Raw genomic sequence first — 26,771 nt, forward strand, 5'->3', positions numbered from 1 at the left:
ACCAGTTGACCGATGCCTTCCATGAATAAACCCTGTCACGGGGGTCTGACTTTTTTAGCCCCCGCGCTGCCAATCGACGTCGCGAAAAGCGAAACAAGGAAAACAGGTCTCAAAAATCAGGTGTTGAGGTCCCAATGAACCCGGATCGCCTCAGCGATCGGGCCGGTGACGTCGATCTGGAAGGCAACGGGTGCGGTTCCCGTCTCTTCAATGACGGTGTCGTGGTAAACCCGGCCGCATGACGGACACAAAGTGTAGAGGTCCTCATCGTCGGGCCACGGAGCCAGCCCAGCGGGGACCGGCTCGGTTGCTCCGCTGTACACCGGGACGCCTTGAGAGTTGGCCTGAATCAATCCCTCTTTGCTGACGGTGTTTCCGCACAGGCAAGTGATCGTGGTGACATCATGACCGATGACATCGGCGAATTCAGTGTCCATGATGATGAGCTCCCCGGCGTCGGAAGAGACGTTCTGCTTGTAGTTTATGCCTGCGGTTCGCCAGGTGAGACAGAAAGAATCTGTAGGGTGGTGTCGAAGTCTGGCTCTCCGTTACGTCTCTGTGGTGATCGTGTCTCTCCGGCACGATGAATGAGCGACTAATGAAACGAGGAAACCATGAAGTACCTCCTGATGATGCAGGTCGATCCTGATGTATTGGCGTCGCTGTCGGCCAGCCAGAGCGAGGAGATTGGGAAAGGCCACGGTGCCTTCATTGATGAGATCACGGCATCCGGCGAGTTCATTCTGACCCAGGCGCTCGGTGACCCTTCGAAAAGCAGCGTTGTTCGCAGCTCGGGCGGGGTACCGCAAATCCACGACGGCCCCTTCCTGGAAGCAAAGGAGTTTCTGGGTGGGTTCTACCTTGTCGATGTCGACTCAAAGGAGCGCGCACTTGAGCTGGCCAAGTTGATCCCCGACGCGAAGATCGACGGCCTGGCTATTGAGGTCCGGCCGATCATGTTCTCGAAGGCGGCCGATTTCTGAGCATGCCGCCAACCCCGGTGGAGGGCCTGCTGCGCGAGCTTGCGCCGCAGGTTCTCGGGCGGTTGATTCGCCGATATCGCCAATTCGACACCGCTGAGGACGCGGTACAGGACGCCCTGATCAAAGCCGTGACCATATGGCCGGAACAGGGCGTTCCCGCCAACCCCGCCGCTTGGTTGTACACGGTTGCCTCCAACCGGCTTATCGACCTGATCCGGAGCGAGGCTGCGCGTCGGACCAGGGAAGATGACTACGCCAGGGACGATCCCGCGGCAGTCGAAGGGGGCAACGAGGCGGCAGAAAGCGAAGACGACACTTTGGACCTGTTGTTCCTGTGTTGTCACGACGCGCTGACCCCTTCATCACAAATCGCGTTGACCCTGCGTGCGGTAGGTGGCCTGACCACCGCCGAGATAGCCAGTGCCTACCTGGTTCCGGAATCGACCATGGTTCAACGCATCAGCCGGGCGAAGCAAACCATCAAAGCGGCCGGCGCAGCGTTCGGACGGCTCTCTCCCACCCAGCGGCAGAAGCGTTCCGATGCAGTGAAGCGGGTTCTCTATTTGATGTTCAACGAGGGATACACCGCGGCTACCGGTAACGAATTGATACGGGTGGATCTCTCGGCCGAGGCGGTCCGGCTCACGCGGCAACTCGTGCGACTGCAGCCGGACGACGGTGAAAGCATCGGAATGCTCTGCCTGATGCTTCTGACGGACGCAAGACGACCCGCGCGAACCACGCCCGACGGCGACTTGGTCCCCCTTGATGAGCAGGATCGCTCGCTCTGGAACAGGCAGGCCATCACGGAGGCCACGGAGTTGCTGGTCCCGGCATTGAAGAGGTCTACGGCAGGCCCTTACTTGATTCAAGCGGCGATCGCGGCTATCCATGCCGATTCATCCTCGACGGCGACAACCGATTGGGAGGAGATCCTCCAGCTCTACAGCCTGCTCGATCACATGGTGTCCAATCCGATGGTGACACTGAACCGGGCCGTCGCACTGGCGATGGTCGACGGCCCCGAAGCGGCGCTCAGGCTGCTCGACCGTCTCGAGAAAGACCCGATCATGGCCGGTCACTATCGCCTGACCTCGGTGCGAGCCCATCTCCTGGAGTTGTCGGGAGATTTTCGGGGCGCCCGGGAGGCTTACAGGGCGGCGGCACTCGCGACGCTGAGCTCACCGGAACGCCGCTACTTGCAACGACGCGCGGACCGTCTCTGACCCGGTGCGCGTCCGGATTTGAGATCCGGGCCTCGTCAACGTCTCCTCCGTGACTTATGCGGGCACGGACCTCCCGTGCTCGGTGCGTAAGCGGGCGCAGGTGCGTGTGCGAGTAACCGGAGGCGATAGCGAGCACCGGGAGACCATGGACGCATGGAGCCCGTCGACAACGCTTAGTGAAGGGACGCGATGAAATCCAACGAACTGCTGCAGGATGCCTTTGGCCGGATCCGTGACACCGTGGCCGCCACCCTTGAAGGGCTCGACGACGGCTCTCTGGTCCGTCGGCCCGCCAGCACCGGAAACTCGATTGCGTGGTTGATCTGGCACCTCAGCCGGGTGGAGGACGTCCAAGTCGCCTCCGCCGCCGCCGTCGAACAGGTGTGGACTTCGCAGGACTATGCCGGCCGCTTCAAGCTGCCGCTGCCCGAGCGCGACACCGGCTACGGTCACTCGAGCGATAAAGTCGATGCGGTTCAGGCCCCGCCGGAGCTGTTGCTCGAATACTACGACGCCGTCCACCGGCAGACGGTTGCGTTCCTGAAAACTCTCGGGGACGAGGACCTTGATCGCATCGTCGACACCCGCTGGGACCCGCCCGTCACTCTCGGCGTGCGGTTGGTCAGCACTATTGCCGATTGCCTTCAACACGTGGGGCAGGCCGCCTATGCCAAGGGCTTAGGCGGCCTGTGAGCGCACTCCTCATACCGCTTTCCGGGGTTTGAAGACCAACCCCAGGACGGCTGCCAGTGCGAGTGCGGAAAGGACGGTTGCCGACCAGAACCCGGCCCGTCCGCCGGTCAGGAAGTCGCCGGGGATAGCGAAGGCCGCGTAGATCGAAGCCACAATGGCCAGGCCGACGGCGCCGCCCAGTTGCTGCATTGTCTGGAAGAGTCCCGACGCGGACCCTGCGTGCTCCGGTTCGACATTGCGCAGCGCGAGCGTCGTGAGCGGCATGAACGTCATGCCCGCCGAGATTCCAGTGCCCAGAAGTGCAAGCAAAACAAGGGCGAACGGGGTATCCGTGTTCAGTTGCGTCAGTGGCAAGAAGGCGACGACGCGAAGGGCGGTGCCGAAGATGACCAGCCGGACGGCCCCGAAGCGCTCGAGTAGACGCGGGACGATCCTCGACATCGCGAAGATGCTCAGCGGCATCGGCAGGAACGCGAGCCCGGTCACCATGGGCGTGAGGTGCAGATCGTCTTCGAGATACTGGACCATGAGGAAGAATATTGCCAGCATCCCGCCGTAGGTGGCCGCCATTGCGGCCAGCGCCGCCACTCGGCTCGGGCTGCGCAGCAGCTGTGGACGGAGCAGTGGGTGGGCGACCCTCCGCTCGGTGACGGCGAGTACTGCGATAAGCGCTGCCCCGACCACCAGGCCGCCGATCGTGCGCGGGCTGGACCAGCCGACGTCGCCCGCTTGAATGAGACCCCACACGATCGCGACGGCGCCGCCCGTGGCGGTCACCGCTCCGAGGATGTCGAAGCGCCCGGGCCGCCGGGGAGTTTCCGCGACAAGGCGCGGTACCGCAGTGAGGACCACGACGCCGATCGGCACGTTGATGAAGAGGGTCCACCGCCAGCTGGTGGTGTCGGTGAGCAGTCCGCCGAGGATGAGCCCGAGCGCGCCACCCATTGAGGCAATGGCGGAGAACAGGGCGAGCGCCCGGTTCCGCGCGCCGTCGTCCTTTGCACTGGTGGTGATGAGCGCGAGGACGCTCGGGGCGGCGAATGCGGCGCCGAGGCCCTGGAGTGCGCGTGCGATGACAAGGAGGAGGGGCGAGGTGGCCAGGCCGCCAAGCAGTGAGAAGAGCGTGAAGGCTGCGACGCCCACCAGGAAGGTGCGACGGCGGCCGACGACGTCTCCGATCCGTCCGCCGAGCAGCAGGAGGCCGCCGAAGGCGACGGCGTAGCCGTTCAGGACCCAGCTGAGCTCGGCCCGGTCGAAGTGGAGGTCGGTGGCGATGTGGGGGAGCGCGACGTTCACGACGGTCGCGTCGAGGACAAGCATGAGTTGGGCCAGCATGACCAGCCAGAGGCCAATGCTGCCGGCGCGGCCGCGCGGAGGTCCGCTTGTCAGGGCGATCCCGGCGGGTGCGCGTGTGGCGATTGTGGGTGTCATTGGAGGTGTCCTGTTCTAGCCGAGAGGGCTGACGTACACTAAGAGGAGAGATGCTCCGTTTAGAACTATACGGAGACTCTCTCCGTTTTGCAATGATGTATTGAAAGGTGTTTCTGTGCGCGCTGACGCTCAACGCAACCGCGATCGGATTGTGGAGGTTGCACGTGCGCTCTTCCGGGTCAAAGGCTACGAAGCCGTTTCGATGGACGAAGTCGCCAAGGCGGCCGAGGTGGGACCCGGTACGCTCTATCGGCACTTCCCGACCAAGGAGTCTCTGTACGACGCGGTCCTCGAAGCGTGGGCAGAGAAGGTCAACACCGCCGTCGACCGGGCCCTCACCCTCGACGCCCCTGCGCGGGAGCGGTTGTTGAATTGGCTGACCGACTATGCGTCGATGCTGACCGAGCACAGGGGTGCCGCCGCGCGGATCACCGCCGCGCTGGGCGACCCGGGTTCACCATTTGCGGCAAAGTGCCAGACCTACCTGGGCGCCAACCAGCGCGTGATCGAAGCGTTGGACTCGGCCTTGCGCCCCGGCATCGATGCAATGCAGATCAGCCGGCTCGTCGGCGGCGTGGCTGCAGTGGTAGATAACAGCGAACTTCCGGCTGATGCAGCAGCATCGATGCTCGCGGTAGTCGCTGACGGACTTATCGCTTCCTGACGCGGTTCAACCTGTGGGGCCGGGTTAGTACCTCTTTACCAACCCGGACCCACAGTTTCAACGCAAACTACTCCGCGCTAGTGCTGCGTCGTTCTGCGCGTTTCGAGCGGAACCGGCCGACAGCCCAGCAAGCAGTCCAGAGTAGCGCTACCAGCAGCAATGCGTGCGAGAACCCTATGGTGGATTTTTGGCCTTAGGTGGCAGAACTTCTCGAATTGAGTGGCCTGGCGGTCAAATTGAGTGGTGTTTGGTGCCACATTAGGTGCTGGGCGGATGCGATCTGTGAGTGCCGATGCCCGCCGTCATGCCCCCCGCCACGCTGCCCGCCGTCGTGCGTCCTCCGGGTGCAACCCGGGCAACACTCGAAAATTCGTTAACTAAGTCGAGTAGGAATCACTCAAGGCTGCCCAGAAGCCCGTCCGTAGGATCCGTAGTGAGCCGAAGATGGCTCACTGCCATTGCTTTTGGGATGCAATGCGCGGCAGTACCAACCCCGGCAGGGCCCTGAACCATGCCAAGGACGCACATCATGAAAACTGCAAAACTCATGGCCGTCGCTTGCCTCTTGCTTGCTTGGACAGCCACACCATTATCCGCCGCAAATGCCGCACCGATGGATGCTCCGGGCATTGTCTTGGGCAGCGACATTTCCTGGCCCCAATGTGGTGGCGGACTTCCTGTGGGTCAGGCGTTCGGGATTGTCGGCGTGAACGACGGCCGTCCGGGCACCGCGAATCCCTGTTTCGCCGAGCAGCTGGGCTGGGCCAGCGGCTCGGCGGGCGGGACAAGCCAAGCGGCGGCCGCCTTGTACGTCAACACCGCCAATCCCGCAGAGTACGGCGGGTGGTGGCCGGCATCCGATGCGGACGTGGGCATGAGCCGTCCAAACCCGTATGGGAGCTGCGACGGGACGGCTTCGCCGGCGTGCGCCTACCTCTACGGTTACGGCATCGCGTTCGACGACGTCAATCATTACGGGGTACCCGACCCCACCAAGCACATGTGGTGGCTGGACGTGGAGACCGGGAACGCGTGGTCCTGGGACACCATGGCCAACGCCGCGGATATTGAAGGCATGGCCGCCTACCTGCAAGACATTGGAGCGGCGGTGGGCATCTATTCAACCTCGTACCAGTTCGGAGTAATCGCCGGTCAGCTTCATCCCGACAGCAACCTGAACGGGCTCAAGAGCTGGCTTGCCGGAGCAACGTCTCCGGAGTCGGCAGTGGAACTCTGCTCGGCCCCGCCACTGACGGCCGGCGGCGTGGTTGCACTCACCCAATTCACCACTGACTTCGATTACAACTACTCCTGCATTCCGCCGGCGCCCCCACCGCCCCCGCTACCTGCTCCGGTAGTGGCCCCGCCGAAGCCCCCGGTCCCGACGCTGACCACAGACGCCAGCGGTAAGCGGAAGCCGGTGCTGTCGATAGCGCAGAACTGACGGCACCCCGCCGAGGTTCCCAGGCTGGTCTAGCGCTGCTCCACTGCAAGATTTCCCCAAGATTGACCTAGTTTGCACCGTCGGGAGCTGTAGCTAAGTAATTTCGATCCGGGGGACGAACGGCATGGCCGATAACTGAGGTTGACGGGCGACTCCCGAAATTGTTATTCGCAGCGACAAAGCAGTCGAAAGGTCTCAAAATGTCTCAGCCAAACTATAACCAGCCGTATCAGTACCCGAACTACCCGAACGTCCAGCAGAACAACTCCCTCGAGCACTTTCAGGGGAGCAAGTTCAAGGAAAAGTCGATAATCTTTGGGGTCATCGGCTTCTTTTTCCTGGGCATTGTTTTCGGGCCCCTGGCGATTGCCAATGCAAGGAAGGCCGAAGCCCTGCACCACTCGGCAACCGTGGGGAAGGTCCTTGGGTGGATCGACACCATCGCTTCGGTATTGGGCCTTTTGGCCTTCCTTCTCATTTTCCTTCCGGCGGCGTTCGGCGGGGGACACTAGCGCGCCGGCCCTGACGGCTCCCCGCCGGGTTTCGTGACGCGCCGTTTCGTGACCTCAGGCAACGATGGACCAGACTTAGGGACGTGACCAACAAACCCCGCCCCGGCCTAGCGATCGCTGCACTGAGTCTCGGGACGGCGCTGAATCCGTTGAACTCGTCGATGATCGCGGTCGCGCTGGTGGTTCTGCGCCAGGACTTTGCGCTCGACGTCGCCACGGTCACCTGGGTGATCACGTCCTTCTACCTCGCCTCGGCCGCTGGCCAGCCGCTCATGGGCCGGCTCGCAGACCGCTTCGGTCCGCGGAGGTTGTTCACCTTCGGTATGGCGGTGGTCGCCATTTCCTGCCTTTTGGCGCCGTTCTCGCCGAACTTCGCATTGGTCTGCGTGGCTCGAGCTCTCATGGCGGTGGGGACCGCGACGGCGTACCCGTGCGCCGTCGTGATGGTCTCGACGCTCAGCCGGCAGGCGAACATCAGCTCCACCCGACCCCTGGGGCGGATCCAGATGGCGAACACCTCGGCCGCTGCGGTGGGGCCCGTCGTCGGCGGCCTTCTGGTGAGCCTGGTCGGCTGGCAGGCGCTGTTCGCGATCAACGTGCCGATCTCGCTTCTGGCCCTGATTGTGGTGCGGCAGGTGGCGCCGCCCGACGTCGGACGCGAAAGCGGCAAGCTCTCCGCCCTCCTGCGCGATTCCGACATTCCGGGCATCCTGGCGTTCATCGCATCACTGACGCTGGCGATGATGGCGCTGCTCAACGTGATGCCGGCCTACCGCTGGTGGTTCATCGCCGTCGCTGTGGTCCTGGCGGGATTGTTCGCATGGCGCGAGTTCCGGTTCAGTCCGCCGTTCCTGGACTTGCGGCTGCTCGGCCGGAACCGGCCGTTGCTGCTGTTGTACTTGGGTTTCGCAGTGTTCAGCGCGGTCTACTATTTTGCCTTCTTCGGCCTTCCGCAGTTGCTGCAGCAGGCTGGAAAGTACGACGCCGGCGTGGTCGGCCTGCTGATGCTGCCCCTGGCTGCCATGTCGGTTTTCATGACGCCGGTGACGGTGCGGTTCATTGAGCGGTTCGGCGTGCGGGCCGTGATGATCGCCGGCGTCGTGCTTTTGGCCCTGGCTTCCGGCGCGCTCGGGGCGCTGACGTTGTCCTTCTGGCCGCCGCTGGTGCTCATACTCACGGCGTTGATGGGTGTTCCGTATGGCGTGGTCAGCACGGCCTCGAACCAGGGTTTGTACGTCTCCGCGCGGCCGGAGGATAGGGGAGTGGCAGCCGGGATTTTCCAGACGTGCCGATACCTCGGTGCCATCACGGCGACGGTGCTCATTGGTGTGCTGTACGGGCCCGGGGTCAACCAGGCAAACTGGGGACTCATGGTGTTGGTGATGCTGGGGTTGAGCGCCGTGGTGTTCGTGTTGGCGCTGGCTTGGCGGAAGCCGGGGGCAGTGGGTTAGGTCCCATCGCGAGGCTCCGAAACCCGCTGCGGGTCACAAACCCCTATACCTATTCCGACGCACCTTCACCACTCATTTTCGGGGCAATGCACACTCATTTTCAGTGCAATGCACACTCAGTGATCATTTTCGCCCGTAGCGTTGGATAGATTGTCAGGCTAGGGCTCTGGGGCGCTCTCCTCAGATTTGGATGGCCACTAGGCTCACATTTCAAAGCTGGGGTGTCTGCGTTAGGAGTTGGGAAGTGTTCGAAGAGGAAGTCCGACGGGCACTTGACTACGTGGCTCGCGGTATCAGTGTTCGGATTGTCGGCGGCCCCGGAAGCGGAAAATCAACGGTCCTGCAGTCGATCGCTGCTGGCCTCGAAAAGGCCGGGTTCACGGTCTACAGCCTCTCGGGTTCGCGGCTCCTGAATGAGACGCCGTTCGCAGGGATTGGCGCACTCGGACTGGAAGGGCGCGGACAAGAGAATGGGCCGTTAGGAGTCGCGAACGTGCTCGCCGAACAGTTGGCGCAGCGAGGCCCCCGGGCAATAGTTGTTGATGATATCGATGAGCTCGACAGGGAATCAGCGGCAGTCATTGACATTGTTCACGGGCGGACCCAACGGACGCTGGTGGTGACGATGGACGATTCCCCACTGTGCTCAGGGGGCTCTGTGTTCACGCCTGCCCGATGGCCGGAGACAACGATACGACTCAGTCCACTTCACTACGATCAAGTCAATAAACTCCTGGCCCAGACGCTCGGGTCGCCGCCGGACGTGGATTTGACCACCGCCGTGCTCATGAAATCTGGAGGCAACCCGCGACTCGTGGTCAGAATCGCCCAAAGCGCGGAGCTGAGCAAGCAGCTTGTCCTCCATGACGGACAGTGGAGCATGAGTGGGCACACACTCTGGAACGAATACATCCAGAGCACCGTCCAAGCACTCCTTCACGGACTGAGCGCCGATGAATGGATGGGACTGCACACCCTGTCTGCGGTGGGAGCCCGGCCGCTGGGGTCCCTCATGCAAATAGTTGAGGCAGGCATCCTGGACAGGCTCGAAATGCGGGGGCTGGTTGCGCTCACCGAAGACAGCGCTGGAGCCATGTGGGTAAGCGTCAGTCCCCACATTGTTGTCGACCATTTCCGTGACCCTCACGTGCGATCCTCCCGCAGGGCGCTGACGGATCGAAGTAACCGGGAGATCGATTCCCATGACCGGCCGGTAGAGAGTTCCTCGCCCGAGCTTCTGGCCGAACTGATCAGAGACCTGCGGAGTGAAGCCCGCGGGGGCACAGTTGCGACGCAGCACTTCCAAGAACAGCTCCGGGAACTGGAGGAATCACAATTCAGCGTCTGGGAGTCCGAAAAGACCATGTCCAACGCAGCAGCGTTCCTCAAGTTCTACTGGGGCGGTCCGATCGATCCCTCACGCATCGAACAAGTCTTCAGCGAAACTGAGGCGGTAGGAGCTGACTCTGGCGATCACTTCTTCTTCGCCATGACCCGGGCGCTGTGGGCCATCGTCAGCGGTGGGGAATCATCTGTCGCGACGGGCATACTCGAGACGATCGGCCAAGCTCACCCCGATTGGAAGGCAGAAGCCCAAGCGTTCGCGCTCTACCTCGAGGCGTCCTTTGACCGAATGCCTGTGAACCTCGACGAAACCCTGGACAGGCTCCGCAGCCGCCACCCCGAGAGCGGCGTTCTGCCAGTCATCCGGGGCATTCTGGAGCTCTACCGCTTCGACGCCCAGGCTGCCCTCCGGGCCCTTGATTCAGCAGACGGCTTCGGCCTTGCCGCAGGCATGGAACCCTTCGTCCGCGGACTCGCGCTCCATATCGCCGGCCACGGCGAAGAAGCAGTGATCTTCTCCCTCAGCCAACGTGCCGCGGCGCGGTGCCGCCTTGATCAGTTCGGTTTCGTCGCGAGCAGCTACGTTGCGGTACTGGCCATGACACAACAAGGGCTCAGCAAGGAAGCTGACTGTGTAATGACTGGAGTTTTCGCGCTCGGCCGGCCCGGCTTTCTCGTGAGCTTCCTCCACGACGCGATGCTCAGAATCGCCGGCCTTCGCGCACTGGCCGGCCCCGGCAAGGATGCCGCCTCCCTCGGGGTACAGGCACGCAAAAACGTCGCGGACGTCGGCCCCCTGCCTGGAACCGGGAAAGCAGTCTATGAGCTGGTTACCCGGAAATACGCCGATCCAGCCGACTTTGACGAAAACGCTGCGGACCTTCTGGAACAACAACTGGACCGCGGTTACATCACCGAAGCCGTCTATGCCTCATTGTTCATGTTGTCCCTCTACCCCGGACACAAGATCCTGGAGACTACGCAACGGCTACTGCAGGAAAACGGCGTGAGCACCCATGCCCAGTTCCTCGCCATCGCCTGTGCCATTCGTGACCGCAACCACCAACTGCTAAAAATCCTGTTGGACCAATATGAAGCCGACTCCGACCTTCCCGCGATCACAGGGCTCCTGAAAGGCGTGGTGAAGGGTCACCTCCTCAAACGCCACCGGGGGTTGGCCAAGACCTTTCATCAGATCATCTCAACTTTCGAAAACCGCTTCCCGCCACAAGGGGTACAACTGACCCTCGACACGGGAGGGCATCCCCAGGGTTTGACTCCTCGGGAGAGGGAAATCGCCATCCTGGCAGGCAGCCAACGCACCCCCGAAATCGCTGCCCTCCTGGGAATCAGTCCCCGGACCGTGGAAAACCACATCTCCAGAGCCCTTGCCAAGACCGGAACCACCACGCGCCAGTCCCTTAATGAGCACGCTCGAAACTCCCAAACAAACGGCGGATAACTGGACGCCCGGCTGCAGATCCTCGGCCGCGCCCGCCACGGTGAGTCCGGGCCTGCCTCAGTTGGAGCTTGACGCACTCCCTATCTACCAGCGTCAAGCCTTTTGCTTTTATTGAGTGGTGGGTACTCGAAATTGAGTATGTAAGGACCTCAAATTGAGTGGCCTAGTGATCAGAATTGAGTAGTAGCGAAGCCCGCACGGATCCATCAATCAATTCTGGTATTTGACCTTAAAATTAAAGTCTTCTGACCTGTTATTAAAAGGTCTTGACTAATTTATCTGGCCTGCATACTTTCGTTGTGAAGCATCTGCTTCGTCGGGGCGCCCCTCCCACCATCACTCGCGGGAGGACAGTGTGAATTCGAAGTCAAGAACCTTGAAGAGGGTCGGTGCAGTTGGCGCCGCCACCACTGAGAATGTCAATCTGATTGGGGCCCCAGGGTCAGCCAGTTTTTGGGTTGCGGGATTTTGATGGTTCACGTATCACGTTGGATGAGGGTTTTGCGTCTGTTGACCGCACTCGTTGCGGTGGTTGCTGTTGTTTTCGGTTCGGTAGCTCCGGCTGCTGCTAATGCTGCCGAGAATCGGACAGTGGTGGGTAGCGGTGACGGTGCCGTTTTGCTTGAGCCGACGAAGGCGCAGAAGGCAGAGGGGATAAAACGGCTGGAGCAAGCCCGCCTGGCGGACCTTGCCGGTTTCGCGAACCGGCTGGAACTGATTCAGGGATCGAAGGAGCTCAGGGAGTATTTGTCCGCAGACAGCCGTTTCGATAGTGGATTGCAGCAGCAGTTCCTTGCGGCGTCCATACCTACGGACGTCCTGGAATCGCTGGTTTCGCTCACGGATTCCGGGTACCTGACCCTTGAATTGGTGGATGGTCCGAACAACACTAAGGTTGCCAAGCTTATTAAGGCTGAGCCGAGGATGATCGGTGGCGGCAAGGGGTCAATGGGGATGAAGCCGATGTTTCCTCAGTGCCCGTCGGCGTGGGCTGCCCTATGGGCCTGGTGGGGCACAAACGCGGCTTTCTGCGGCGCGATGGGCTTCTTCGGCCCCATGGCCGCATTGGGATGCTCGGCAGCTATGGCGATCGCCGGGTCCGTTATTGACTTCAACAGGGGATGCTGATGAACACCGGGACTGATTCAACCGTACGCAATTACTGGCTCGCACTGTCAGCCTTGTTCGGGGTAACTGTCAGCGTAGTGTCGATGACAGACCCGCCATGGTCTTTGATCATGGTCGCGGCCTTCATCCTCTTTGCTGTCCTGCAAGCCATTCACTACCGCCAGTTGGGCCGCGAAATCCAGGGGAAACTGGCTACGGCCAATCCTGGAGCTGGAGTCTTCGCTGCGGTTTTCGGGGGCGCCGCGGTTCTCATCCACGGTACGCCCGTTGCCTTCTGGGCCGGGCCCGTTCTTGGCCTGGTGACGTTCGTAGGCATATACCTGTTCCTTCACCGGTACGGGCGCTTCCACAAGGGCGCTATTTAGAATTAGCCGACACCTTGAGCAGCGCTATTCGGATGTGGCCAGTGATGACAATTGTCCCGGTGCTCGGGATAGTCTTTGCCAGCCTGTATCAGCTCAATATCGGCGTCTACCCTCCGGTGGACTTCTTGGTTTATCGGTACGCTTCCGTAGCGTCTTGGCTCGGGGAAGACATTTATGCCCGCAACATTTTTGGGGAACTTCTGCCGTCCGCGGGTCTGCCTTTCGTCTACACGCCGTTCGCAGCTGCGCTCCTGTCTGTCACGAGCCTTTTTACTGCCCAGATGTCCTTCGTGCTGTGGACCACGGGCTGCCTAGCAACGTTGGCGTTCATCATTGGTGCTTGCCTGCCGCAGTCTTTGCCTAGGCGCCGGACGATATGGCTCGCGCTTCTTTTGCTGGGCTGTTGTACCACCGTCATCGCCCAGCACTTGGTGTGGGGTCAGATCAATTTGTTCCTCGCCGGACTCTGTCTCGCGGATTTCGTTCGTCACACCAATGGAAGGTGGTCCCGGTTCGTTCCGAAAGGGGTGTTGATCGGGATCGCTGCCGGTATCAAGCTGACCCCGGCCATCTTCATTCCATATCTCTTGATGACAAGACAATGGCAAATGGCGGTCTCCGCCATTGTCGGTTTTGCCGGGACGGTCATTATTGGCGGGATCATGTTTCCCGCCATGTCATTCACCTATTGGTTCTCAAACCTTTGGCAGCTCAGCTCAAAGGTTGATCTCGGTACCCAGTTCGCCAGCGCAGGCAACAACTCCATACAGGGGGCGGCCGGAGCGATAGGGCATTGGGCGGTCTCGCCCTCCAAGGTCATCGTTATCGTTGTGGCCATTCTCGGCTTGTTGGCTGCTGCGGCGGTCTTCCGTGCGGGACAAACGCTGGCGGCGGTTCTGACCGTCGGAATGACTGCCAATCTTGTCTCACCTGTGAGTTGGGTGCATCACTGGGTATATCTAATCCCGGCCCTTATCGTGCTTTGGTTCTTGGGACGGACGCGCACCCGGATCTTCGTAGCCGCCGCCGCGCTCGTTCTGCTGATGCATGGAACGGATCTGGGTGAACACATGCTGCGGAACGGCACGATCATGCTCGCACCCCTGGGCATACTTCTTCGTGAGTCGTTGCTGCTTATTTCAATCGCAACTATAGGGACGTTCTTCGCGCTAAGGAGACGCACCTCGCCACTCGCGGCAGCAGTACTCTCCCAACTCCGATTGGAAGGACGCCCGGCCAGAACCTAGAAATGCCGCCCTCCCTCAATACCGGGGCCGGGCAATTCCGCTGAGGGGTCAGTACATCCTATGGATAGAAATAGTGCACCAAGCAGACGCCAGTTGTTACTTCCTGTCCGAGACGGAAGCTTGGTCGAAGCGCGCGGTCGCCTGTTCACGGGAGCCGACGGACATGCTTATGTACGGCCGAGAATGCACCCTGATGAACCGCGTATCGGTCTGCACGAGCAAGCTCAAATGGACACAACAACAGTCAGAACCAGGGTCACGGGCCTTGAAACTGGTGAATCGGTGCTTGGCAACCTAGAGGGTTCCTGGCATACCATTCGCGGCGTTCTAAGCGGGATGAGGGTCGAAGTAACTGCTGTACTCGATACCCCTGCGCAATGGCTCGACTCGTGGGAGGAAGCGGACCCAAGATACGCAGAGTCGAAGCCTGATGCGCCGTCGGAGTGGTTCCTTAGTCCGGACCGCCAGAAGCTTCTGGAAGGAATCTTTGCCAGCTTTGATGAGCACAAGGACTTCTATCCTCTTATTTCATTGGGACTTAACGGCACGTACGAAGGCACCTTCCGCGCCAAGTTGTACATGCTTGCGATCAACGAGAGCTTCGCATTGTGGGCAGAGAAGTTCAGCCCCGATGACCTCCTTGTTCGATCATTCGTGAGGGCCCTGTAGGTGGGGGTCGATGTGCGTTGGAGAAGTACTGCCGGCGCCCTGCTTATGCTGCTCTCCGGAGCCGCGTTGACTGCCTGCGACGGAGGCGTCCAACATTATGCCGGCCCGGTAAGAGTTACCGATCCGGTCCAGATTACCGAAGCGGCACCGCAAGACGGAGCGCCGTCGTCAGCGGCAAGCCTCATCACCAAAGAGTTGAGCGGCGACCCCAAGTTCGGGTCAGTCGCCCTCGAGCAGGGGAAGCTCGTCATCATGTGGCACGGCCCGGAGAACGACCGCATTGCACTCTTGCGCGACCAACTCCCCGGCGTTGACATCTCGATCCGTTCAGCAGCGTGCGTCCCGGGAACTGTCATGGACCGGGCGAGAACCCTTTTGACAGAAGATGCAAGAGTCCGGGTCGTAGGGATGGCCAATGATGGATCCCATGTGGTGGTTACGGTTTCAGAGGGCACAGACAGTAGTGCCCTGGCTGCGGCCTACGAAGCGCGGCTCGGCTGCCCGGTCCGCCTCGAAACGGGGGGCGTGGTCCCGGCCACGGGGAAGTGACGAGCGCGGACGTATGCCAGCCCTGACCTGCGGTTTTATTGAACAGCCAGTCGCCCTGAAGTGCTTCTTCGGGAGGCCCGCCCTTTGGTTTAGCAGAGCTTGTTGACACCCCCATTTGGCGGGAATACTCTCGGCCTTACGAGGTTCGTGGTCTCGTCTTGAGTGGTTTCGGCGCTGCCTCTGGGGGAGCTCCGCTAGTCGAATGAACTAGCGAGGGGAGTCCTCAATGTCTTGGGAAATGTCCGGAAAATATGTTGCCAATTGCAGTTGCGCTTTGATCTGTCCGTGTCCGGTGGACGGCAGGCCCAACAGTGCCAACGGCGAGTGCCGCGGCGTGGCAGTGTTCCATGTTGCGAACGGGAAGCTCGATGACACCGACCTTTCGGGTGTCGACTTCGCCTTCGTCAATTTCTTCCCGTCGAACCTGACCGCGGGCGGCTGGAAGATCGGCGTCGTCGTTGACGAAGGCGCTTCGGACGGGCAGGCGACCGCCCTTGAAAGCATCCTGCACGGCGAGGTCGGCGGACCATTCGGGGATCTGGCGGCCCTGTACGGCGAATGGCTGGGAGTTCAGCGGGCCGGCGTCACGTTCTCGGATGGCGATAACCCGTCCGCCTCGGTGGGAGACAGTGTGAACTACACACTGGAAACGCTGCCAGGACCGGGTGGCGGCGTCACCACCGTCAAGAACGCGATGTACGCCTTCGCTGCCGACTACATGATCGGGAAGGCGCCGGGGCACTCGGATCTCTTCGGCCTGGACTTCGACGGGATCTATGGCGAGAGCGGGGAATTCGTCTACGCAAGCGAGATGGCTGAAGGCGCTCCCAAGGGCAGGGCATGACGGCCGGGCACCTGCCTCGTAGAAAGTTGAATCGGGGAGCTGTGGCGGGTGGTACGCCGCGCGCCACAGCCTTTAACTTGGATCCACGCGAGGCGGGTCTGGTTGCTGTATTGCTGATCCTCGCGGCGGTGAGCTGGATCGTTTCTGCCGTGCAAACGGCGGGGATGGACATGGGGCGTTGGACAGATCCGGGGCCGCTCGGCTTCTTCCTCACCACCTGGGTGGTGATGCTCGCGGCGATGATGTTTCCGTCGGTGGCGCCCATGGTGGTTGCCTACGCCAAGATCACCCACCACCGTCGGGAGAGCGGTCGCTATGCCCCGCAGGGTTCCACGGCAGTGTTCGTGGCCGGCTACCTCATCTCCTGGACGATCTTCGGCCTCGCCGCGTACGCGTTCTACGCGATGGTCGCGTCCCTCATCCCCGGATTGTTTTCCTCCGATCCGGGCGGTCGCTACCTGGCGGCGGGCGTGATTTTTGTGGCGGCTCTCTACCAACTCACGCCAGCCAAGAACGTCTCCTTGATGAAATGCCGGACGCCGATGGACTTCATCCTGCGCCGAATCCGCTATGGACGGTTTGGCGCGCTGCGTCTTGGACTCGAGCACGGTGCGTGGTGCGTTGCCTGCTGCTGGGCGCTGATGGTGGCACTCTTCGCGCTCGGCGTGATGAGCGTCGGCTGGATGGCTGTAGTGGGGGCGTTCATTGCCTTGGAGAAGATGCTTCCGTGGAAGCGGATCGCCAACCGATTGGTCGCCGTCGCGCTTGCCCTGATCGCCGTGGCGATCGCCTTTGCGCCCGCGATGGCGCCCGGCGTCGGGATGTAAGTGCGGGGGAAAAATGGGACGGTCTCATTCATAAAAGGAGCCGGAAATGACTGATGGTACTGGACTGATCGGGCGTTTTTACAAAGAAATCATCGAGGGTGGAAATCTCGATCTCATTGATGAGCTGGCAACGGACAACCTGGTGGACCACGAAGAGGCTCTCCCCGGGCAACCGCCTGGGAAGGAAGGCGTCCGGTTCTTCGTCTCCGCCATCCGGACGGCGTTCCCGGACATCAAGGTCAAGACGATAGAGCCGTGGCTGACTGACGGACACTTGGAGGCGTGCCACGTGGTGATGACGGGTACGCACCGCGGTGACATGGCGGGCGTTCCGGCATCAGGCAATAGCGTCGAATTCGGCGGGACCGACATCATCCGCGTCGAGGACGGCAAGGTTGCTGAGCACTGGGGATCCACAGACACCCTCAGCCTCATGCAGCAGATCGGCGCCATTCCGCAATAGCGTCTCCCGCCCGCGCTCCTAGCTGCGGGCGGGAGGCATTCGGAGGTGAGCCGGGAAGTCTGGTCGGCAGCTCGATAAGGCTGTCATGGAACCGGAGATCCCCGTGAAAATTCCGAGCGGAACGTCCCCCGGAGGTGGACTGGGAAGAGGTCTGCGTTCCCGTACCGCACTGCTATTGGCGTTTGCCTTCGCGGTCATGGCCGACCCTGTCTCCTCCGTCGCGTACGCCATCGAAGCGGCTCTGCGCGCCCTGAACGGCGATTTGGCCTTGCTGGTCCCGGCGATGATCTTGGTGGTGGCCATCGTCGCCTTGGTCATCGTGAACTACCGACAACTCGTCGCGCGCTACCCGAGAGGCGGTGGGGCGCCGGCCGCGGTGGGTGAGGCGTTCGGAGATGGCTGGTCCTTCATCCCCATTGGTGCGCTGGTGGTGGATTTCCTGCTCACCATCGCGATCAGTGTCTCGGCGGGGTCCTCGGCGGTGATCGCTTATTTCCCCGACCTCGCCCCGTGGCGGTTGCTGCTTGGGCTGGGCTTGGTGGTCCTTGTCGGTGCCGCGACCTGGTTCGGACACCTGGGCCGGCTGGTTTTCGCGGCGATGACAATGGCCTTTATCGTCGTTTCCGTTGTCGTCCTTCTCTACGGCTTGGGTGCAGCACCTAAACCGGTCAGCGCGATCGCCAGCGTTTCCGGGCATCCACCGGTCCTTGCCGTGGTGCTTGCGTTCCCGGTCGCCATGGCCATGGCCACCGGTGTGGAAGCGGCGACCTCGGCGGTTGCCCAGCTCGGGCAGCTCGACAGTGACGGGAAGCGACGTTTCGGGCAGCTCACTCTCTGGCTGACTCTCGCCATTGTCGGCACCATCACGCTGGGCCTCGCCTTGGAGGCCGCGCAGCTGCACGTCGGCATTCCGCCGAAAGACAGCACGCAGATCGCCGAACTTGCCCGCCTCGCTGCGCCGGCGCCCGTGTTCGCCGCCTTCCAGCTCGTCACTGCCCTACTGCTGCTTTCAGCGGCTTCCTCGGGTTTCCAGGCGGGACCGGGCCTGCTCAAAGCCTTGGCGCGCCACATCAACCCCCACGGTGAGACCGTCGGCGTCCTTCCGCTCTCCCTGGGCCACACCAACCACCACCACACTCCCTATTGGGGCGTGGCGGTGTTCATCGTCCTGGCCGGTGCCGTGACAGCCATCGCCGGCGGCAACGACCAGGAGCTTGTCCTGTTCTACGCAGTCGCGGTCTTCCTCAGCTTCCTCGGCGGTCTGGTCTCCATGGCGCTCTTGGCCCGCAAGGAACGCCAGCCGGGAGTCTTCATCCTCAATACTGTCGGGGCCCTCGCTGTGGCCTTCACCCTCGTTGCCAATCTCTCCCGCGGGTTCCCCATCGTCAGCCTCGCCGCCGCCCTCGCCGTCGCAGGCCTCCTCTACCGGCTCTGGACCAAAGCAGGACGCCCCCGCGGCATCCGCAATGTAGCCGCGGAAGCAGAAATCGATTGACGCCCGCACCGAGCTAGCTGCCGGCGTCGCTCCCGCCGTCGGCATCGTCGAAGGCTTCGAGCAGCGCCGCGCCCTCCGCGAGGAGGGGTTCGCGATCGGCCGGCTGGGCCACGAGCCGGGTCACGTCGCTCATGAGGGTCTCGATGTATTGCCGCACGACGGCGTGGTGGGCCGCGTCGCCGAACCACACGAGATCACGGCACACGCGCAACAGGGCCTTGACGACGCGAGGCTCGTTCGCGCCGTACCGCCGCACCTGTCCGAGGGCCAGATCCACGAGATAGGCGAAATCGCGGGCCGGTACGTGCAGCCTTATGGTGCCTTGCGCGTCCGCCACCGCCCGCGGCCCGTGCTGCCGCAGCGAGAGGGCGGCAAGGATCGAGGCGAGATGGTCCACCGCCTGGTTCGCGGTGTAGGGGTCGTTGATCGCAGGCGAGAGCGCTTTGGACGCGACGTCGGCGAGTTGCCGGATCCCGAAGGCGACGTCCTGCTCAAGGGTCCGTTCGTAACCGATCAGCACGCTCTGGGCGAGCGCCCGGCGCAGTTCAGTACCGCCGTCGGGGGCTAGAGGACGCACGCGCTCGCCGGTGGTCTCCCATACCCAGGCGAGCGGGGAACCCGCGACGACGTGTCGGCCGATCATGGGCACCATCCGGGCAGTGAGGTCCCGGCTCGCGAGCACCCCGACGAACGCCTCGACATGGAAGGCTTGGACATATCCCGACTGCGGCACCAGCAAAGCGGTGGCGCCGGGCGGCGGGTTTGGCATGCGGATTCCGGGATCACCGGGGACGAAGGACCGCTCGATCACCTTGAGGGTGGCCTTCTCGACGCCCTTCATGACTTGGTCCACCTGGATCGAGTGGGACAGATGGTGGGCGAAGAAAACGAGCATGACCATGCTCACGAACAAGAGCAGGAGTGCCCCGCTCACGGCGAGGCGCGGGTAGTCCTGGGTGCGCTGTCCGGCGGCGATGCCGACCGTGTAGAGGCCCGCCGTGCTGTAGGCGAACGTGGCCACGAAGGCGCTGAGCGTTACCTGGTTGGGGATGTCGCGCAGGAAGTTCCGCAGCAGCCGCGGGCTGAACTGCGTCGACGCGAGCTGCAGTGCCACGACGGTGAGGCCGAGCACGACGGCGATGACCGTCACCATGGTGCTCGCGATCCCGATGAGCAGGTTCCGCGCGTCGTCGGATGTCCCTTGGAAGAGGAGGACCGCGAAAGGTGACGTAGCGTCGAGCTGTACCGCGGAGAGCCCCGCACCCGCGATGATCGCGACAATGACGGCGCAGGTCGGCATCGCCCACAGGGCACTCGCCAGATACTCCCGAACGGCATCACGCCTCACATGTGACACTCTCGACTGACGGTGCTCGCCAGTCAAGGGGAGGCTTGTTGAATGCCCGGGGGACCTTGGACCCTATAACGGCCGCAGTGAGCGGGGACAGACTGGCATATGGCCAACATCTACATTGCTTACGGGACCGTTGAAGGACAGACGGCCCAGATCGCTGAGTATATTGCCGACGTCGCTCGGGGCCACGGCCACGAGGCGCAGACGGCGGACATCAAAAAGTCCGGGGATAACCTGCCGGACGGTTACGACGCCGTCATGGTGGGTGCATCCGTCCATGTGGGCAAGCACGAGGGCTATGTCCGGGACTTTGTACGGAACAACACCGCCGCGCTTCAGCGCCTCCCTTCCGCATTCTTCTCAGTCAGCCTTGCTGCCCAGGGCGATGAAGTGAACGCCGAGGGTTATGTGGAGAGGTTCGAGGCCGAGACGGGGTGGCGTCCGGCCCACGTGGGGCTCTTCAGCGGCGCCCTCCTCTACACCCATTACGGCTTCCTCAAACGCGCCATGATGAAGAAGATCGCCCGCGACAAGGGCAGCCTGGACACGGATACCTCGCGGGACTACGTCTACACCGAGTGGGACGGGGTAAGGCGGTTCACCGAGGACTTCCTGGCTGGATTGGCTGCCCCCGCGGCTTAGGCAGAGGCCGGGGGCCGCCGGAAACCTTGACTTCAAGTTCGGGCTCCACAAAGGTGGAAGGGATCGATCCAAGCGAATTCTTTCGAAACAGGAGATCCAAAAAATGACTCTTCCCACAGGTTTGACTTCAGGCACCTGGTTGCTGGACATGTCCCACAGCGAGATCGGCTTCAGCGTCCGGCACGCCGGCATCAGCAAGGTCCGCGGCCGCTTCACGGATGCGAGTGCCGAGGCCCGCGTGCGCGAGTCCCTGGCTGACGCGTCGCTTCACGCAACCGTCAAGACCGAGAGCTTCGACTCCGGCGATGCCAACCGTGACGGCCACGTCCGCGGCGCCGACTTCTTCGACGTCGAGAAGTTCCCGGAGATGACCTTCCGGGCCACGAGCGTAGAGGGCGACGGCGAGGACTACACTCTCACGGGCGACCTCACCATCCGGGGGATCACCAAGCCGGTGGAGCTGGAAGTTGAGTTCACCGGCGTCGCGGTTGATCCTTTCGGCGCGACCCGCGCCGGGTTCTCCGCCGAAACCGAGATCAGCCGAAAGGACTTCGGGCTGACCTGGAACGCGGCTTTGGAGACCGGCGGTTTCCTAGTGAGTGACAAGGTGAAGATCAACCTCGAGGCTGCCCTCGTGAAGCAAGGCGAGCCCGCAGCCGAGTAGCCGCGGGGCACGGTAGCGGGTTCCGACAGTTGACCCTGCCGGAGCCCGCTCGTCCAGTCGATTGAGGTCTTGTTCGGAGAGTTCGACGGCGAAGCCCCAGGTTCTCGGCCGGGCGTTCGCGCTTCTTGGTGCCGGAAGCGTGGGCGTACCATGGGCCATGGCGCGTTTTGGAATGAAGATGGCATGCACGTTCCTGGCTCTTATCGGACTGTCGCTCGCGGGCATGGCTCCCGCAGCAGCGGCCCCACCGACGCGGACTACGGACTTGGTCGGCAACGATGTTTCCTGGCCACAGTGCGGCAAAACCCTCCCTGCGGGGCAAGCGTTCGCGATCGTGGGCGTGACCGGCGGTCTGGCCAATAACACCAACCCTTGCTTGGCCCAGCAGCTGGTTTGGGCGGCTGACTCAACGGGGGGAACAGCGCAGCCCAAGGTCGCCCTGTACGTGAACACTGCCAACCCAGGACTCGCCGGCTCATGGTGGCCGTCGTCGAACTCCTATGCAGGCACACAGGTCGCCAATCCTTACGGGACGTGCGGCGGCGGGGTCGATCTTGCCTGCTCCTACATGTACGGCTACGCGAAGGCCTATGACGACGCCACTATCCGCGGCGTGAACAACCCCGGGAACTACTTCTGGTGGCTGGACGTGGAAACGGGCAACAGTTGGCAGACCAACACCGGACTGAACAGGGCCGACCTAGAAGGAATGGTCGCCTACTTCACGAGCATCACCTCCGGCACTGCCGATGCAGGTGTCGGGATCTATTCGACGGCCAATCAGTGGGGGACTATCGCCGGAACCGTGCCTGTCAGCAGTCCGCTCGCTGGGCTGCCGAGTTGGCTTGCCGGTGCCAAGACCTTGCGCGGAGCGAAGTCCAATTGTTCTTCGCCTGGCCTTACGCCTGGAAGCCCGGTGTCTGTGACCCAGTACGTGTCCGCCGGACTCGACTACGACTATTCCTGCCCCTGAGCCGGCTCGCTCGCGCTGGCGAGACCGCGGTGGCCGCCAGGTTCCAGGCCAGGCGTTTACGCTTCTTGGAGCCGGCCGCCCGCTCAACTCACGGTGTAGGAGTTGAGCGGGCGGCCGGTGCTGCCATACGTGAGGTCCAGAACGAGAAGGCCTTTTTGCTCCAGGACACTGAGGTAACGCTGAGCCGTCGGGCGGCTGACACCTAGCTGCCCGGCGATCTCAGCGGCGCTGATGGGACCCCCGGCGGCGCGGACGGCGTCGAACGCTTTTTGCATGGTGGGCTGCAGGCGAGGGGCCGGGGCCGCGGGCCTGACCCCCGCAGAGCGCGCGTTGTAGAGGCTATCAATAGTTGCCTGGTCGGCAGTTGAAGCGGAATCCAGCTCCTGCCGCCAGTTCCGATAAGCCTCCAACTGCGTTCGGAGCCGGTCAAAGCTGAATGGCTTGACCATGTAGTAGACCGCGCCGCTGGTCATCGCTGACTTGACCGTGGCCAGGTCCTGCGCAGCGGTGATGACGATGCAATCGACGTCGGTTCCGGCCGCCTGCAGGGACCGCAGCATCGAGATCCCGTCCTCGTCCGGAAGGTGTACATCCAGCAAGAGCAAGTCCGGGTTGAGGCTCTCGATTGCCTCCCGCGCGGCCGCGGCGCTGTAGACCTGACCGACGCATTCGAAACCGTCAACCCTCGCCACGCGGGCAGCGTGGATTCCGGCGACCCGGAAATCGTCGTCGACCACCAATGTCCTAATCAACGTCTGCGCTCCTGTCCTTGTCCGCAACGGTGCGGGCATTTTTCCTGTAGTTGAAGCGGCAGCAGAAAACGCACAAAACGTGCACTTTTGCGGCTAAGGCGCACAACTTACTGAAGACTTCTGGCCCGGATGATCCCTTCCTAAGCTTTACATAGTTTCAGTGATCCACATCACGAATTCGTCGGACTCCCAAGGAAGGGATCCGGGCGACGGCGCAAGCTGCCGCTGGATAAAGAACGGAAAGACAGAGAGGTCTTAGCGTTATGAATGCTATCCACCCCAATCGGCCGCCCGGGGCCCCCGAGAGGGCCGAGGATGCCGCGGGCATCGACATCGCCGGGTTGACCAAGCGTTACCTGACACCCAAGGGCGAGACATTCACTGCTATCCGCGATGTGACGCTCAGGGTCGAACCCGGCCAGTTCTGCGCGATCGTCGGACCGACGGGCTGCGGCAAGTCCACCACCCTGGCCCAGGTTTCCGGACTGGAGCGGCCAAGCGCCGGCTCGGTGAGGGTCCACGATCAGCTCGTTGACGGCATCACCAACGGCGTCAGCTACATGTTCCAGGCCGACGCGCTCTTCCCCTGGAAGACCGTTCTCGGAAACGTCCTGATCGGCCCGGTCCTGCTCGGAACCCCCAAGAAGGAAGCCACCTTGCTCGCAAGGGACTGGCTGCGCCGCGTGGGCCTGGCCGGCTTCGAGGACCGGTATCCGCACCAGTTGTCCGGCGGCATGCGCAAGCGCGTCGCCATGGCGGCGGCGCTGATCAACAACCCCCGGATCCTCTTGATGGATGAGCCGTTCGGCGCCCTCGACGTGCAGACCAAGGCCATCATGCAGAACGAGCTGCTGCAGCTCTGGGAGGAACTGCGCCCCTCTGTCCTGTTCATCACACACGACCTCGACGAGGCAGTGGCCCTGGCCGACAAGGTGGTCATCATGACCAGCAGCCCGGGAACGATCAAGGATGTCTTTGACATCGATCTGCCCAGGCCGCGTGGCGATGTCCAGAAGATCCGGCACGAGGAGCGATTCCTGGAGCTGCAGGGCCAGATCTGGGAGTCCTTGAAGGACGAAGTCACCCGCGCCTACAAGCAATCGGCGGGTGCAGCAGCATGACAACCACAATCAGTAGAGGTGCTCCCGTGCAAGAGCAAGATCAAGCACAAGTGCAAGCGAGTGAGCTTAAGCTTTCCGCCCGCCGTACCATGAACCGCCGCACCACCTGGGTCTGGGCCGGGCGGGCCATCCTCGCGGTCATCGTGATCGGTGGCTGGCAGTGGTTCACGACCGAGGGCTGGGTGGACAAGTTCTTCTTCGGCCAGCCGACCGAAATCTGGAACAGCCTCGTCAAGCTCTTCACCGAGGGCACGGCCTTCGGCACCATCTGGGAGAACCTCGGGGTCACCATGCAGGAGGCGATCTACGGCTTCGCGCTCGGCACCCTCGTCGGCGTCGTGCTCGGGCTCCTCCTGGGCTCGAACAAGTATCTCTCGGCAGTCGTCGGCCCGTACATCCGCATCGTGAACTCCATCCCCAGAATCGTGCTCGGCTCGATCTTCATCGTGGCGTTCGGCCTCGGAGTCTTCCCGAAGGTGCTGCTCGCAGCGGTCCTGGTCTTCTTCGTCGTCTTCTTCAACGCCTTCCAGGGCGTCCGCGAGGTGGATCAGAACCTGGTCGGAAACGTGCGGGTCCTGGGCGCCTCGCCGCTTCAGGTAGCGATCCACGTGACGATTCCGTCGGCAATGACCTGGATCATCGCGAGCCTGCACACGGCGTTCGGTTTCGCGATCATCGGTGCGCTTGTCGCTGAAGTGCTCGGAGCCCAGCAGGGAATCGGCCTGATCATCAGCCAGGCACAGGGAACCTTCGATCCCAACACCGTCTTCGCCTGCATGGTGATCATCGCCGTCATCACGCTCGGCGCCGAAGCCCTCATCACCCTGCTCGAACACAAGCTGCTCAAATGGCGGCCGCCGAACCGTTCCGAAGCCCAGGCGATCTGACGCCCGCCGTCTTCCATTCCACTTACCCAACGCTCGAATCCTCAAAATAGAAGGAAAAGCACAACCATGATGAAGAACAAGATCTACGCCGTCGGCGCTGCCGGAGTGATCGCCCTCAGCCTGGCCGCCTGCGGCACCGGCTCCGGGAGCGGCGGGGGCAGCACCGCAAGCGGCAGCGCTTCCGCGGAAACCGCCTCGATGCCCACCGTGAAGATGATGGTCGGCGGCATCGACAAGCAGATCTACCTGCCCTACCAGCTCGCGCAGCAGCTCGGCTTCTACCAGAAGTACGGCGTCAAGATGGAGCTTTCCACCGAGTCCCAGGGTGGCGTTGGCGCCGAAGACGCGATGGCATCCGGGCAGGTGGACATGGCCGGTGCGTGGTACGTCCACACCGTCGACTTCCAGTCCAAGGGCAAGAACGTCATCAACCTCGTGCAGCTCTCGAGTGCACCGGGCGAACGCATCATGTGCAGCCCCAAGGCGAACGTGAAGACGGGCGCAGACCTCAAGGGCAAGACCGTCGGCGTCACCGACCTCGGCTCGGGAACCGATGAGCTCACGCAGTTCATCGCTGCGAAGGCCGGCCTCGCGAAGAGCGATTACCACACGATCGCCGTCGGCGCCGGTGCAACCGCAATCGCGGCGATCCAGCGCGGGTCCGCTGACTGCGTCATGACCACCCAGCCGACCGTTGGCGCCCTTGAGAACAAGAACCTCGCCGTTTCCGCGATCGACCTCGCCACCTCTGACGGAGCCAAGGCAGCACTTGGCGGCACCCTGCCGTCGGCCGGTCTTCTTGCCCAGTCGGACTGGGTCAAGACCCACGAGGACGCAGCCCAGAAGGTCGTCAACGCCCTTGTGGACACGATGCACTGGATCAGCACCCACTCCGCCCAGGAGATCGCGGACAAGCTGCCCCAGTCCTACGTCCAGAACAGCACCATCTCCAAGGATCAGTACGTCGCCGCCCTGAACCAGGACAAGGGTCAGTTCCTCCCGGACGGCCTCATGCCTGCAGGTGGCCCCAAGACGATCTTCGACGAGGAGAAGACCATCGGCGTTGACACCTCCAAGGTCAACATCGCTGACACGTTCACCCAGAAGTACGCCCAGGCCGCGCTCAAGCTCGAAGGCTACACCAGCACGACCACCCCTGCCGGCAACGACGGCTAGTCGCTTTTCCGCTTAGTTAGACCCCTGACGATCGGCCTGCGTGGTTCTCCACGCAGGCCGATTGTTTTATTTGTGGGTACTTTTAGGGATGCTTTGAAAAGTTCGACGGCGGTGGCGCCGCCGTGGAGCTACGTCCGGGGCGTCAGAGCTGCCGCGTACTGCTTCGATCCCTCGTCAGAGCCTCCCGCACTCGTCCGAACGGAGCCGCGGGAACGGCCCCGGACCTCAAAATTGATAGTGAGCTATTGATTTTTCCCATCAGTCTCAACTAGTGTCTGACCACCACCGATGATGAAACGAGAAAATCTCGCTCCGTCGGCAGACTTTTGGGGGAATTCGTCATGCCTAATGGGGCCCTTCGCAGATGAGCGTGGTTAGGGCCGTCTGACGCCTAGGGCAGGAGCG

The 26,771-nt window shown here is 62.3% G+C and carries 27 protein-coding genes; 23 read left to right on the forward strand and 4 right to left on the reverse strand.

Annotated elements, in window-relative coordinates; all coding sequences use genetic code 11:
• Positions 1–116: 116 nt before the first annotated feature.
• Complete coding sequence (locus AC4CS3_RS22965) at positions 117–437, reverse strand: hypothetical protein (protein ID WP_490785384.1); 321 nt, start codon at positions 435–437, stop codon at positions 117–119.
• Positions 438–614: 177 nt separating this feature from the next.
• Between AC4CS3_RS22965 and AC4CS3_RS22970 the strand changes: the two genes are divergently transcribed.
• The 3 genes from AC4CS3_RS22970 to AC4CS3_RS22980 all read left to right on the forward strand — a co-directional run bounded on the left by AC4CS3_RS22970 (position 615) and on the right by AC4CS3_RS22980 (position 2,902).
• Positions 615–983 carry a YciI family protein gene (locus AC4CS3_RS22970; RefSeq protein ID WP_441415395.1) on the forward strand — a complete coding sequence of 123 codons (369 nt, stop codon included), beginning with the start codon at positions 615–617 and terminating at the stop codon, positions 981–983.
• Between the two features lie 2 nt (positions 984–985).
• Positions 986–2,209, forward strand: a complete 1,224-nt coding sequence (locus tag AC4CS3_RS22975) for an RNA polymerase sigma factor (RefSeq protein ID WP_490785385.1) — start codon at positions 986–988, stop codon at positions 2,207–2,209.
• Positions 2,210–2,398: 189 nt separating this feature from the next.
• The gene (locus AC4CS3_RS22980; RefSeq protein ID WP_490785386.1) at positions 2,399–2,902 is read left to right on the forward strand and encodes a mycothiol transferase; all 504 of its coding nucleotides are present in this window, start codon (positions 2,399–2,401) and stop codon (positions 2,900–2,902) included.
• A gap of 9 nt (positions 2,903–2,911) precedes the next feature.
• On the opposite strand, the gene AC4CS3_RS22985 is transcribed toward AC4CS3_RS22980, so the two are convergent.
• Positions 2,912–4,333 carry an MFS transporter gene (locus AC4CS3_RS22985; protein WP_490785387.1) on the reverse strand — a complete coding sequence of 474 codons (1,422 nt, stop codon included), beginning with the start codon at positions 4,331–4,333 and terminating at the stop codon, positions 2,912–2,914.
• Positions 4,334–4,448: 115 nt separating this feature from the next.
• Between AC4CS3_RS22985 and AC4CS3_RS22990 the strand changes: the two genes are divergently transcribed.
• The 14 genes from AC4CS3_RS22990 to AC4CS3_RS23055 all read left to right on the forward strand — a co-directional run bounded on the left by AC4CS3_RS22990 (position 4,449) and on the right by AC4CS3_RS23055 (position 18,797).
• Complete coding sequence (locus AC4CS3_RS22990; protein ID WP_490785388.1) at positions 4,449–4,997, forward strand: TetR/AcrR family transcriptional regulator; 549 nt, start codon at positions 4,449–4,451, stop codon at positions 4,995–4,997.
• Positions 4,998–5,526: 529 nt separating this feature from the next.
• Complete coding sequence (locus AC4CS3_RS22995) at positions 5,527–6,441, forward strand: hypothetical protein (RefSeq protein ID WP_490785389.1); 915 nt, start codon at positions 5,527–5,529, stop codon at positions 6,439–6,441.
• Between the two features lie 200 nt (positions 6,442–6,641).
• The gene (locus tag AC4CS3_RS23000) at positions 6,642–6,953 is read left to right on the forward strand and encodes a hypothetical protein (protein WP_490785390.1); all 312 of its coding nucleotides are present in this window, start codon (positions 6,642–6,644) and stop codon (positions 6,951–6,953) included.
• An 83-nt stretch (positions 6,954–7,036) separates the two neighbouring features.
• Positions 7,037–8,404: an MFS transporter gene (locus AC4CS3_RS23005; protein ID WP_490785391.1), complete on the forward strand. Its 1,368-nt coding sequence runs from the start codon at positions 7,037–7,039 to the stop codon at positions 8,402–8,404.
• A 244-nt stretch (positions 8,405–8,648) separates the two neighbouring features.
• Positions 8,649–11,210 carry a helix-turn-helix transcriptional regulator gene (locus AC4CS3_RS23010; RefSeq protein WP_490785392.1) on the forward strand — a complete coding sequence of 854 codons (2,562 nt, stop codon included), beginning with the start codon at positions 8,649–8,651 and terminating at the stop codon, positions 11,208–11,210.
• A 510-nt stretch (positions 11,211–11,720) separates the two neighbouring features.
• Positions 11,721–12,338 (forward strand): hypothetical protein, encoded by a 618-nt coding sequence (locus AC4CS3_RS23015; protein WP_490785393.1) that lies wholly within the window; start codon positions 11,721–11,723, stop codon positions 12,336–12,338.
• The gene (locus AC4CS3_RS23020) at positions 12,338–12,703 is read left to right on the forward strand and encodes a hypothetical protein (RefSeq protein WP_490785394.1); all 366 of its coding nucleotides are present in this window, start codon (positions 12,338–12,340) and stop codon (positions 12,701–12,703) included. Before AC4CS3_RS23015 ends, AC4CS3_RS23020 begins: the two co-directional genes overlap by 1 nt.
• A 14-nt stretch (positions 12,704–12,717) precedes the next feature.
• Positions 12,718–13,950 carry a glycosyltransferase 87 family protein gene (locus AC4CS3_RS23025; protein ID WP_490785395.1) on the forward strand — a complete coding sequence of 411 codons (1,233 nt, stop codon included), beginning with the start codon at positions 12,718–12,720 and terminating at the stop codon, positions 13,948–13,950.
• Between the two features lie 228 nt (positions 13,951–14,178).
• Positions 14,179–14,619: a hypothetical protein gene (locus AC4CS3_RS23030; RefSeq protein ID WP_490785396.1), complete on the forward strand. Its 441-nt coding sequence runs from the start codon at positions 14,179–14,181 to the stop codon at positions 14,617–14,619.
• A 12-nt stretch (positions 14,620–14,631) separates the two neighbouring features.
• A complete protein-coding gene (locus AC4CS3_RS23035; protein WP_490785397.1) occupies positions 14,632–15,168 on the forward strand; it encodes a hypothetical protein in 537 nt (178 codons plus the stop codon).
• Positions 15,169–15,406: 238 nt separating this feature from the next.
• Entirely contained in the window at positions 15,407–16,012 is a 606-nt protein-coding gene (locus AC4CS3_RS23040; RefSeq protein WP_490785408.1) for a DUF1326 domain-containing protein, read from the forward strand.
• A gap of 110 nt (positions 16,013–16,122) precedes the next feature.
• Entirely contained in the window at positions 16,123–16,839 is a 717-nt protein-coding gene (locus AC4CS3_RS23045) for a DUF2182 domain-containing protein (protein ID WP_490785398.1), read from the forward strand.
• 46 nt (positions 16,840–16,885) lie between these two features.
• On the forward strand, positions 16,886–17,302 hold the full coding sequence (locus AC4CS3_RS23050; RefSeq protein ID WP_441415408.1) for an ester cyclase: 417 nt from the start codon (positions 16,886–16,888) through the stop codon (positions 17,300–17,302).
• A gap of 103 nt (positions 17,303–17,405) precedes the next feature.
• Entirely contained in the window at positions 17,406–18,797 is a 1,392-nt protein-coding gene (locus AC4CS3_RS23055; RefSeq protein ID WP_490785399.1) for an APC family permease, read from the forward strand.
• Between the two features lie 13 nt (positions 18,798–18,810).
• Here the strand turns inward: AC4CS3_RS23055 and AC4CS3_RS23060 are convergent, their stop codons facing one another.
• Complete coding sequence (locus tag AC4CS3_RS23060) at positions 18,811–20,145, reverse strand: DUF2254 domain-containing protein (RefSeq protein ID WP_490785400.1); 1,335 nt, start codon at positions 20,143–20,145, stop codon at positions 18,811–18,813.
• Positions 20,146–20,253: 108 nt separating this feature from the next.
• Between AC4CS3_RS23060 and AC4CS3_RS23065 the strand changes: the two genes are divergently transcribed.
• The 3 genes from AC4CS3_RS23065 (at position 20,254) to AC4CS3_RS23075 (ending at position 22,430) form a co-directional block, all read left to right on the forward strand.
• Positions 20,254–20,793: a flavodoxin domain-containing protein gene (locus AC4CS3_RS23065; protein WP_490785401.1), complete on the forward strand. Its 540-nt coding sequence runs from the start codon at positions 20,254–20,256 to the stop codon at positions 20,791–20,793.
• Positions 20,794–20,896: 103 nt separating this feature from the next.
• Positions 20,897–21,457, forward strand: coding sequence for a YceI family protein (locus AC4CS3_RS23070; protein WP_490785402.1), 561 nt, complete (start codon positions 20,897–20,899; stop codon positions 21,455–21,457).
• Positions 21,458–21,629: 172 nt separating this feature from the next.
• Positions 21,630–22,430, forward strand: coding sequence for a glycoside hydrolase family 25 domain-containing protein (locus tag AC4CS3_RS23075; protein WP_490785403.1), 801 nt, complete (start codon positions 21,630–21,632; stop codon positions 22,428–22,430).
• Positions 22,431–22,513: 83 nt separating this feature from the next.
• Here the strand turns inward: AC4CS3_RS23075 and AC4CS3_RS23080 are convergent, their stop codons facing one another.
• Positions 22,514–23,182, reverse strand: a complete 669-nt coding sequence (locus tag AC4CS3_RS23080) for a response regulator (protein WP_490785404.1) — start codon at positions 23,180–23,182, stop codon at positions 22,514–22,516.
• A 263-nt stretch (positions 23,183–23,445) separates the two neighbouring features.
• Here AC4CS3_RS23080 and AC4CS3_RS23085 point away from each other — a divergent pair, with 263 nt between their 5' ends.
• The 3 genes from AC4CS3_RS23085 to AC4CS3_RS23095 all read left to right on the forward strand — a co-directional run bounded on the left by AC4CS3_RS23085 (position 23,446) and on the right by AC4CS3_RS23095 (position 26,366).
• Complete coding sequence (locus tag AC4CS3_RS23085) at positions 23,446–24,303, forward strand: ABC transporter ATP-binding protein (protein WP_490785405.1); 858 nt, start codon at positions 23,446–23,448, stop codon at positions 24,301–24,303.
• A gap of 26 nt (positions 24,304–24,329) precedes the next feature.
• Complete coding sequence (locus AC4CS3_RS23090) at positions 24,330–25,190, forward strand: ABC transporter permease (RefSeq protein ID WP_490785406.1); 861 nt, start codon at positions 24,330–24,332, stop codon at positions 25,188–25,190.
• Positions 25,191–25,256: 66 nt separating this feature from the next.
• Positions 25,257–26,366: an ABC transporter substrate-binding protein gene (locus AC4CS3_RS23095; protein ID WP_490785407.1), complete on the forward strand. Its 1,110-nt coding sequence runs from the start codon at positions 25,257–25,259 to the stop codon at positions 26,364–26,366.
• The last annotated feature ends 405 nt before the right edge of the window (positions 26,367–26,771 follow it).

The sequence above is a fragment of the Arthrobacter sp. SE2 genome, from assembly GCF_058244265.1.